The sequence below is a fragment of the Marinobacter sp. genome (genome assembly GCF_041595835.1).
Classification (GTDB): domain Bacteria; phylum Pseudomonadota; class Gammaproteobacteria; order Pseudomonadales; family Oleiphilaceae; genus Marinobacter.
This window is the reverse complement of record NZ_JBFHJO010000074.1, coordinates 1-7,755: the sequence shown is the minus strand read 5'-3', so window position 1 is coordinate 7,755 and position 7,755 is coordinate 1. Positions and strand designations below refer to the sequence as shown.

Sequence of the window (7,755 nt, the reverse complement as noted above, 5' to 3'; positions counted from 1 at the left end):
TCCAGCCCGTAAGCTTCCAGTGAACGCCAGCCTTTTTTCGGGTTCATCAAACGTTCCGCTCTAAAGGCTTCCCAGCGTTCCATTTCTTCGCCGCTCAAGGTGTTCGGGTAGTTTCTCGCGCGATAGCGGAAAAGCATCTCGTTTAAACGTTCATCGTCAAAACGCACCTCTTGCTCGCCTAACGTTTCTACCGGCTGGGTGATCAGGTCTTTGAGCCGCTCTCGGTCAGCATTACTGATAAAGCCGCCAGCATAGATTTGCTCGTCTGGGTCAGTCAGATCGCTGCCATCGAAGCTGCGGTCGAAGGCCTGGGCAATGCGGGCGGGTAAATCCGGGGCGCTTCGCAGCTTGGCCAGATTCGCGCGCAACACGTCGCCATCCAGCTCCAACTCCGCCAAGCGTTCTTTGGAAAGCGTAGACAGCATGTTGGCCGGGGCCAGTACGGGGCATTTGTTTACCTGAACCCCTTTCAAGGGGAAGCGCGCTACGCCCTCACCTAGCTCAGCCTGCGAGGTAAACACTCGCTCGTGAATCTGCTCCGGCGTGGCATTGATGAGCGCCGTCGGGTCTTCCCGCAAGTCGTAGACGATAACCTGGTTTTTATTGGTGGGGTGTTCCGCCAGTGGCGCAACCAACGCGCAACAGCCGCGGCTGGCTGGAAATTTGGCGGAGATGTGGAACACCGGTTTCATAGTGCCAGTGTCCAACATCTGGCGTGCGGCGTGTTTGTCTTTATTCTTCAAAACAAAATCAAACAGCTTGGGCTGCTTCTCTTTAATCAGCTTGGCCACGGCAATCGTCGCCCAAACATCCGACATAGCATCGTGAGCGTTTTCGTGAGCAATGCCGTTAGCCACCGTAAGCTCTTCCAGGCGGAAACTAGGACTACCATCTTCTTTTCGGGGCCAGTTGATTCCTTCCGGGCGCAAAGCGTATGTCAGGCGCACCATATCGATGATGTCCCACCGGGAGTTACCGTTCTGCCATTCCCGTGCGTACGGGTCCCGCAGATTGCGGTAGAGGGTGTTGCGGGTGACTTCGTCATCAAAGCGCAGGCTGTTGTAGCCAACCACACAAGTGCCGGGCTGGCTGAAGGCTTCGTTGATCTGCGCAATGAACTCCGCTTCCGGAAAGCCGTCTTCCAAAGCTTTTTGAGGGGTGATACCTGTAATAAGGCAAGCCTCCGGAGAAGGCAGATAGTCATCCGCCGGCTTGCAATAGATCACCAAAGGGTCTTCGATCACGTTCAGATCCGCATCAGTGCGAACGCCGGCGAATTGGGAGGGCCTGTCGTGCAGAGGATCTACACCAAAGGTTTCGTAATCATGCCAGTAAAAAGAGCGGATCAAAGGAAAACTCCCACCGTGTGAATGAATAGCAGGAGTCTAACAAAATCAGAACAGATTCGTCCCCATGTCCACCTGGTGGGTGCGGCGGCGATCAATACCCGCACCGGTCAGCTGCTCCAGGTTTACCGTCATATTTGTGGGCAAATTGATAAACACACCTTTTCCTGCACTGATGACATTCGCCCCATCAAGAGTTTGCCATTCCACGTTATCATCACGCTGGAATCCGATGAAAAAACCATCGGTGAAGTCAGCAACACCTTCCTGCCCGGAATCTTTTCCGATATCAATGCTCCGGAGGTTGGTCAACGGAGCACAGTTCGCAATTGTCCCGTTACTCTGGCAGCCTGGCACTTGATCCGGGCTCGCTGGAGCAAGGCCTATATGAGTAGCCCTCTTGTTAGTGGCTTCGCCGTCAATACCATTAAACAACATGGCATCATAGACATTACCAGAGTCTTCAATTTTCAGCCCGATATTGCCACTGAAACTCGTGGTGTGTGATGAAACTGACCCGCGGGCTTCATGAAACCCCATACGAAAACCCGCCAAACCTGCGCCGTCTTCAGCCAATTCAATATATGGGAGGCGTGCCTCAAAAGGAATGGCGTCCCCTTCATTGTAGGTAACACCATTATAAACTTCGCCATCGGCACGTGCGATGTGCCCAAGCGCGACATGGCTGGCGGCAAAATCAGTGCCACCGTCAATCTGGCCGATCTGCAAATCATCCACATTAACCCGTGTTTCCACATCCATACCCAGCGTCATCCGGGTAAAGTCATGGTTCTGACCGGCAATGTTTTCAATTTGCATAAAAGCCTGCCCAGTCACTTCACCCATCGCATCGTCTGAAATGGGCGCTAAGTCAGCCTGGGAAATGGGCGAAATACCCAGGCAGATCAGAGTAAGGGCAGCGCATCCGTACGCAAGCTTAGTCATATATTGTGTCTCGGTTTTATTATTTCATACACCAAACTATTTTTAGCCGCACACCCACTATAGCTGAGAGCCATCTACGAATAGAGTGAGCCACATCACAATCGGCTATTACGCTGTTTTTATTTGAGCGCATGCTTGAAGCCTGTCACATGCCTCCCCCACGCAAAAAAACCTAAAGATGTAGCGAATAAGTACATATTCCATTAGGCTAGACTTGTTACCAAATGTATCCGGCTCCAGACTACAAACCATGAGCACTCAAATCCTGATTTGCGATGACTCTGCTCTCGCCCGCAAGCAAATGGCCTGCGCCTTGCCTTCTTGCCTGGCAGAGCACGTTCAGTTTGCTAAAGATGGCGAAGAGGCACTGCAAATTCTGCGCACCGGCCAGGCTGAGCTGTTGTTTCTTGACCTGAATATGCCCGGCCTGGATGGCTATCAGGTTCTCGAACACATCCGCAAAGAAGACCTGCCCGTGCTCACCATCGTAGTTTCCGGCGACATTCAGCCTGAAGCCCGCGAGCGCGTTCGCATGCTTGGCGCCATCGACTTCATAAAAAAGCCAACGAATACAGACGTCGTTGCCCACCTGCTGCAGGAATACGGTTTTCTCCGTGCAGAGGAGTTACAAGCCCCGGAAACAAGGCACGAGGCACCTCAGGAAAGAGCCAGCGCAGCACCTGAAATTTCCATTAGCCTGAATGAGTATCTACAGGAAACCGCTAACGTCGCCATGGGCCGATCATCAGATCTGCTGGCCCGCCTGCTCCGAACATTCGTGCAACAATCCATTCCCAAAGTAGCCTTCCTGGCCTCTTCAGAACTTCACATGGCCATTTCCGCCGCAGAAGCCGGGCACAAATATTCAGCCGTGTGCCAGGGTTTCACCGGTGCGGGCATAGCAGGTGAGGCATTGCTGCTCTTTGAAGACGCCAGCTTTCAGGAAATGGCCGAATTACTTCATTACGATGTCATAGAAGGCGACTCTGTCAACATCGAAGTTCTGATGGACATGTCCAGCATTCTGTTCGGCGCCTTCCTTAACGGCGTAGGCGACCAGCTGGGTATAAAACTCGGGCTTGGGCATCCCACTGTCATAGGCCAGCACCGTCCTGTTAACGAACTACTGGAACACCATAGCAACCGGGAAGAGCAACTTCTGTGCATTGAAATCAGCTACGCCATTGAAAACCGGGACATTCACTGCGACATGCTGATTCTGTTCACCGAAAACTCCATACCCTTTCTGGAAAAACACCTGGAATACCTGGCGAACTGAACATGGCCTTTAAAACGCTAAACTCAGACGAATTCCACTGGCTGGCCGACATGCTCGAAACCGTCGAGGTAGGCCTGGTGGTTCTTGATCTTGATTTCCGTGTGCAAGCCTGGAACGGCTTTATGGAAAATCATAGCGGCATAACCGCCAGCCAAATCCACGACAAGCCCATATTTGATGCCTTTCCGGATATCCCGAAAGCCTGGCTTACCCGTAAAGTCGATGCTGTGGCCATGCTCAACACCCGAGCCTTTACCTCCTGGGAACAGCGCCCTTACCTGTTCAAATTCCGAAATTCACGCCCCATCACCGGAACTGAAGAATTCATGTTCCAGAACCTCACGATCAGCCCCCTGACAAATACCACTGGTCACGTAGACAAGGTGTGCTTGCTGATTTACGACGTGACGGAGTTCGCCAGCAGCAAACGCGCACTGGAACGGGCAAACGAACAACTGGCCAAACTGAGCATGACAGACCGGCTAACCGGCCTGCTCAACCGAGGCACGTGGGAAAACCTGGTCGACACCGAATTCGAACGCTACCGCCGCTACAACCAGCCTACCGTGCTTGTACTGTTCGATATTGACCATTTCAAAGCGGTTAACGATACATACGGCCACCTTGCGGGTGACGAGGTTATCCGCCACACAGCGCAAATTACCCGTAGCAGCATCCGCCAATCCGATTCTGCCGGGCGCTACGGAGGAGAAGAGTTTGGCCTTATCCTGCCCGAAACCGACACCGAAAATGCCAGAATCCTGTGCGAGCGCATACGAGAAAACATTGAAAAAAGCACGGTAAATACCACAGCTGGCGATATTCAATACACCATCAGTGTGGGAATTGCACAATTAACAGAAGGCCCGGAGAACTATATGCAGTGGATGCAAAAAGCCGATGAAGCGTTGTATAAAGCAAAGGAAGGTGGAAGAAACAGAGTGGTCACATTATAAATACCCCTTCCCCATAGAGGGAAAGGGGTTATATCAAAGAGCGTTAATCTTGCTGCTGCCAGCTCTGAACCGCTTCTTTACCGTACTTCTCACGCCACTCATTCAGAGTCTTGTGATTACCACCGCGAGTTTTAACAACTTCACCGGTATGCGGATTTTTATAGGTTTTCATCGGACGCTTGGCACGGGTGCCCGTTGCCCCGTCCGATTTAGCGCCTGCAATTGAAGGGTCAATCGCTGCCAGAATCTGAAGAAAATCTTTCGGTGATTTATCGTATTGCTTCATCAAATCACGTACTTTATTTTCAAACTCCAGTTCGCTCTTTAGCGCTTGGTCATTCTCAAGCTGCTCCAGCTCTTCTGCAAGCTTTTCCATAAGCTGTTTTTTCTGATAGTAATCGTTGATCTTTGCCATGGAAATAAGACCTTATCTTTTGGGATTCAAAAAAACATGACCAAAAAGCCAGATTGCAATAATAATAAACAATCGGAACATTCGCAAAGTATATTAATTAAATCTTATTAAAGCCTGAAGTCAGCTTCACCAAGAGGTAACACACCTTTCAAATCAAACAGAACACCATTGCCCTTGGCATAAGAGCGTAAATCCTGAGCGCTCATAGCAGCGTATTCGTTATGGGGAACCGCCAGGAAGACAGCGTCATAAAAGCCCTTCTCCGGATTATTCACTAACGAGATTCCGTATTCATGCTCTGCTTCGGCGGCATCAGCCCAGCAATCTGTGACGTGTACGTCACAGTTATAATCTTTAAGTTCATTGATAACATCAACCACTCGGGTATTCCGCAAATCCGGGCAGTTTTCTTTGAATGTCAGCCCCATAACCAACACACGGGAACCCGAAACAGTTTGCCCATTCTTAATCATGGCTTTAACAAGTTCCGCCGCAGCGTATGGCCCCATATTGTCATTAACCCGACGGCCGGCCAGAATAATTTCCGGATGATACCCGATAGCCTGAGCTTTGTGTGTCAGATAGTATGGGTCCACCCCGATGCAATGCCCACCAACCAAACCCGGCTTAAAGGGCAGAAAATTCCATTTAGTACCCGCAGCCGCCAGTACTTCATGGGTATCAATCCCAAGCTTTGCAAAAATCATCGAAAGCTCATTCATCAGCGCAATGTTCAGATCACGCTGAGTGTTTTCAATGACTTTCGCCGCTTCGGCCACTTTAATAGAACTCGCTTTATGAGTGCCTGCCGTAATAACGTCCGCATACAGAGCATTCACTTCGTCCGCAATTTCCGGTGTAGAGCCCGAAGTAACCTTCATGATCGATGTCACCCGGTGCGCCTTATCACCCGGGTTAATACGCTCCGGACTATAGCCGGCAAAAAAGTCCTTGTTGAATACCAGGCCGGAAACCTTCTCCAGCACAGGCACACATACCTCTTCCGTAGCGCCCGGGTATACCGTCGATTCATAGATCACGATGTCACCCCGCTTCAGCACCTTGCCCACACTTTCACTGGCCCTGACGAGCGGGGTCAGATCCGGTGTTTTAAACTCATCAATCGGTGTAGGAACCGTCACGATGTAGATCTGAGAATCCGCAATGCCTTCCAGAGAATCCGAAAAAGATAACTTCGTGGCCGCCGCCAGCTCTTCCCTTGAAAGTTCTCGCGTAAAATCCTCACCATCCTTCAGCTCTGAAATACGCTTGGTGTTAATATCAAAACCAACCACCTCACGTTTTTCGCCAAAGGCTGCTGCCAAAGGCAACCCCACATAACCCAAACCTACAACCGCAATTTTCTTCATAAGTCCTCCAAAACTCGTATTGGGGCCAACCCAGCCTTTATTTAATCGGGATAATCACTTTTGAATCAGGAAACCGAGCCTCCAGCAGCTGTTTGAAGGCTACTTTTACCTCTTCATCCCCATGCACCACGCGAATCTCTTTTGGCGGACTGGGGATACCTTCAATAAATCGCAACAAGTCTGCTTGCCCTGCATGGGCAGAATAACCAGGCACCTGATGAATCCTCGCACGAATATCAAAGCGCTCGTCATCAAGTTCAACCCACCCACCTTGTGGGCCATAGGTCAGAATATCCCTACCCGGCGTTCCCTCAGCCTGATAACCCACGAACAACACATCGTTACGCTCATCGCCCAACATAGCTTTCAGATAATTCACCACCCTACCCCCGGCACACATGCCGGAACCAGCCAACACAACACAAGGACGATGGGATTTGGCTAAGTATTCTACGGCATTCAGATGAGTATCGTGAGAATTGATGACAGTAAGCTGATCAAAAGAAAGCGGGTGGCGGCCAGCTTTGATGAGTGCCCGGGCCTCATCATCCCAGTATGGTTTCAGATCGCGATAAATTTTGGTAAATTCTGCAGCCAGCGGGGAGTCTACGACGATTTCCAGCTGGTTCCATGTAAGCGAATCACTGACAATCTCCTTTTCACCAAACTCCGCAATCAGCCCCTCAATCTCATACAACAACTCTTGTGTTCGCCCAATACTGAAAGCGGGCACCAGCACCGTTCCGCCGTCTTCCAGGGCGTGCTCCAGCACCGCCTTCAACCGATACCGGCGGGTTTCCCGGTTTTCGTGATTTTTATCGCCGTAGGTACTTTCAATCACCAGGCGATCAACCCGCTCAGGCGACATCGGTTCCGGCAACAAAGGCGAGTGCGGCGCGCCCAAATCGCCACTGAACACAATACGCTCTTCGAGAGAACCACTTCGCGCATCACACTCCACGTACGCAGACCCCAGAATATGCCCGGCCCGTTGCAAGCGTACTGAAAGTGAACAGTCAGGCTCAGAAAACACTTCATACCACCGGTTATAGGGCACGGCCACCAAACGCTCACGAATCACCGTCAGAACGCGGTCTATCAATTGCTTATCGCGGGTGAAACCAATTTTTAAAGCATCTTCCAGGATTTCCGGAAGCATCACCGCTGAAGGCTCGGAGCAAATGATCGGCCCATCAAAGCCTGCGGCCAAAAGATAGGGAATACGGCCAACGTGGTCTATGTGTACATGAGTGACGATTAAAGCCCGGATATGACTAATGGGAAAGTCTATGGAGAGGTCTTCAGCTGTAGAGCGGGCTTTAGATTCATTGCCCTGAAACAAACCACAGTCGATAAGGACCGCAGCCTCTGAGCCTGGCTTTCCGGAAGACAACCAGAGCTCGTGACAGGAGCCGGTAACGCCGGTTACAGCGCCGTGGTGTTT

General features: G+C 51.1%; 7 protein-coding genes. 2 read left to right on the top strand and 5 right to left on the bottom strand.

What is annotated here, in order from left to right:
• Positions 1-1,349, bottom strand: a 1,349-nt coding sequence (gene sbcB / locus ABYA77_RS14285; protein ID WP_372966637.1) for an exodeoxyribonuclease I, incomplete at its 3' end; no start/stop codon positions are given.
• 45 nt (positions 1,350-1,394) lie between these two features.
• Positions 1,395-2,291: a hypothetical protein gene (locus ABYA77_RS14280; RefSeq protein ID WP_372966636.1), complete on the bottom strand. Its 897-nt coding sequence runs from the start codon at positions 2,289-2,291 to the stop codon at positions 1,395-1,397.
• A gap of 250 nt (positions 2,292-2,541) precedes the next feature.
• On the opposite strand from ABYA77_RS14280, the gene ABYA77_RS14275 reads away from it, so the two are divergent.
• Together ABYA77_RS14275 and ABYA77_RS14270 are read left to right on the top strand one after the other, a co-directional pair.
• Complete coding sequence (locus tag ABYA77_RS14275; protein WP_372966635.1) at positions 2,542-3,570, top strand: response regulator; 1,029 nt, start codon at positions 2,542-2,544, stop codon at positions 3,568-3,570.
• A gap of 2 nt (positions 3,571-3,572) precedes the next feature.
• The gene (locus ABYA77_RS14270) at positions 3,573-4,526 is read left to right on the top strand and encodes a diguanylate cyclase (protein ID WP_372966634.1); all 954 of its coding nucleotides are present in this window, start codon (positions 3,573-3,575) and stop codon (positions 4,524-4,526) included.
• 43 nt (positions 4,527-4,569) lie between these two features.
• Here the strand turns inward: ABYA77_RS14270 and ABYA77_RS14265 are convergent, their stop codons facing one another.
• From ABYA77_RS14265 to ABYA77_RS14255, 3 genes are all read right to left on the bottom strand, one after another.
• Positions 4,570-4,941, bottom strand: coding sequence for a histone-like nucleoid-structuring protein, MvaT/MvaU family (locus ABYA77_RS14265; RefSeq protein WP_372966633.1), 372 nt, complete (start codon positions 4,939-4,941; stop codon positions 4,570-4,572).
• Between the two features lie 107 nt (positions 4,942-5,048).
• On the bottom strand, positions 5,049-6,311 hold the full coding sequence (tviB, locus tag ABYA77_RS14260) for a Vi polysaccharide biosynthesis UDP-N-acetylglucosamine C-6 dehydrogenase TviB (RefSeq protein WP_372966632.1): 1,263 nt from the start codon (positions 6,309-6,311) through the stop codon (positions 5,049-5,051).
• Between the two features lie 37 nt (positions 6,312-6,348).
• Positions 6,349-7,755: MBL fold metallo-hydrolase RNA specificity domain-containing protein (locus ABYA77_RS14255; protein WP_372966631.1), on the bottom strand; the 1,407-nt coding region annotated here is incomplete at its 5' end.

Coding starts and splice junctions, on each gene's coding strand:
- ABYA77_RS14280 (WP_372966636.1), bottom strand. CDS start 2,291: ATGACTAAGCTTGCGTACGGATGCGCTGCCCTTACTCTGATCTGCCTG.
- ABYA77_RS14275 (WP_372966635.1), top strand. CDS start 2,542: ATGAGCACTCAAATCCTGATTTGCGATGACTCTGCTCTCGCCCGCAAG.
- ABYA77_RS14270 (WP_372966634.1), top strand. CDS start 3,573: ATGGCCTTTAAAACGCTAAACTCAGACGAATTCCACTGGCTGGCCGAC.
- ABYA77_RS14265 (WP_372966633.1), bottom strand. CDS start 4,941: ATGGCAAAGATCAACGATTACTATCAGAAAAAACAGCTTATGGAAAAG.
- tviB (WP_372966632.1), bottom strand. CDS start 6,311: ATGAAGAAAATTGCGGTTGTAGGTTTGGGTTATGTGGGGTTGCCTTTG.